The 1,971-nt window shown below is 53.1% G+C and carries 3 protein-coding genes; all 3 read left to right on the forward strand.

The features are described 5' to 3' along the window. Positions 1–656: methyltransferase domain-containing protein (locus B3P58_RS00735; protein WP_286715273.1), on the forward strand; the 656-nt coding region annotated here is incomplete at its 5' end. Between the two features lie 3 nt (positions 657–659). After that, a complete protein-coding gene (locus tag B3P58_RS00740; RefSeq protein ID WP_286715275.1) occupies positions 660–1,190 on the forward strand; it encodes a DUF523 domain-containing protein in 531 nt (176 codons plus the stop codon). Positions 1,191–1,298: 108 nt separating this feature from the next. Continuing rightward, positions 1,299–1,637 carry a hypothetical protein gene (locus B3P58_RS00745; RefSeq protein ID WP_286715277.1) on the forward strand — a complete coding sequence of 113 codons (339 nt, stop codon included), beginning with the start codon at positions 1,299–1,301 and terminating at the stop codon, positions 1,635–1,637. The last annotated feature ends 334 nt before the right edge of the window (positions 1,638–1,971 follow it).

Here is a 1,971-nt window from a genome sequence, read left to right on the forward strand (position 1 = left end):
CCGATCTGAAGATTGCTTTGCCGGATGCCAGCGTACTGGATATCGGCGGCGTTCAGGGTCAGTTCAGTCTGGAGCTGGCACAACAGGGAGCGCAGGTCAGTCTGTGTGATATTTCCGCCGAAATGCTGCAACTGGCGCGCGATCAGTTTGCCGCTCAGCAACTGCCGTTAACGGTAAAACAGTGTGCGCTGCAGGACGTTGCCGCAGAATTTCCGCAACCCTTCGATATTGTGCTTAATCATGCGGTACTCGAGTGGTTAGAAGATCCCTTTGCTGCACTGCCATTGCTCGCCGACCGGGTAAAACCCGGTGGTTGGCTGTCGCTGATGTTTTATAACCTGCACGGCCATCAGTGGCGGCAACTCATGAATGGCCGCACCCATGCACCGCAATCGGCCAACCCGCGTTTACGCGACGAAGGCAATGCGCCGCAGCATCCACTCGACCCGGATGCCATCGAACAGGCGCTGAATACCCTCGGTTTTAATGTTGAACGCTGGCGCGGCATTCGTTGTGTGCACGATCATATGCATCAGAAAATCCGTGACCGTATTGGGCAGGATGCGGTGAATAAAGCCGATCTGGAATTTGGTATTCAGCAACCCTACCGCCAGTTTGGGCGCTACGTGCATTTTCTGGCGCATAAACAGGAGTAATTAATGTCTGTAAAAATTCTGATCAGCGCCTGCCTGATGGGCCAACCGGTGCGCTACGATGGCCGCGCCAACGACGACAAGACCGACAACTTCCGCCACCAGTTACAGCGCTGGCAAGAGGCGGGGATTCTGATTCCTGTTTGTCCTGAAGTCGCCGGAGGTTTGCCGACGCCTCGTCCGGCTGCGGAAATTTATCGGGGAGATGGTGAGGCGGTTTTGCAGGGCAAAGCGCGCATCATTTCACGCGACACCGAAGATTTTACCCGCGAGTTTATCGATGGTGCTCAACAGGCTCTGGCCAGTGCCCGCCGTCACGGCGCGGTTGCAGCCCTGCTGGCGGCACGCTCTCCATCCTGTGGCAGTGATGGTATTTATAATGGCGAGTTTAATGCCACTCTGCGCAAAGGTATGGGCGTAACTGCAGCCCTGCTGAGCGAGCACAGCATCCCCTGCTTCAGCCCTGAAAAGTTTCCTGACCTGCTGCAATGGCTCAGGCAGCAGCATCCGATATTCGCCCGGCAACTTATTGATTAATCATAAGGTCATCTCACTATGCCCCGCTTAATTGCTTTGCGCTTACATCTCCGGCCAGTGCTTGTTTGCCTTCTGTTTTTATCTGCGGCTTCTCCTGCCCAGGCTTTTTTGAACACTCAGGTTTATCAGGCAGGCAAAGACAGCCAGGGATTACGCATTGGCTGGCATAACGAAAATCCGGATTTTTTCTGGCGTACCTATATCGGTATGCAACAGGATGCCCGCTACGCCGGTGATTATTATCCGGCCGCGGGAGCTGACTGGGTAATTCCCGTGCCTGGCACACTGTCGACCTTATTTATTGGCCCACGGCTGCAGTTTGATGCAGATAAAGTTGCAGGCATTCATGCCGGACTGACGCTGTTTAAAGCCATTGAACTGGGCTGGCAGCGCGATGTGAAAAACCAGAAAATGCAGATGTATGCAGGATTAAACTGGAGTTTTTAAGCATCACAGCTTAAGCAGAAATTCTGGGATGCATAACGTTGATTAATTGCGGATATTTTGGGTGTCGGACGTTGGACGTCAGACGAAGCTTTAAGAAATGGCGCTGGAGGATGTACTAACAGTCGCAAGCGACCTGGCCTTTGGCCATTTGTCGAACCTGAGGAGGCTGTTCGTATCATCCTGATACTCACCCTGCGGGCTTCGCGTTAATTCGTTCCCGACGAATTAATCTCACTTCCGTCGCTTAAAGGCGGCTTCGATAATTTACTGCGTATGATTTATTTCGGATGCTTCGGACGAAGCTTTAAGAAATGGCGCGCTCGGGAGGATTCGA

Origin of the sequence: Thalassolituus sp. UBA2009 (genome assembly GCF_002335285.1) — a bacterium.
In the GTDB taxonomy this organism is placed as follows: Bacteria; Pseudomonadota; Gammaproteobacteria; order Pseudomonadales; family Oceanobacteraceae; genus Venatoribacter; species Venatoribacter alkanivorans.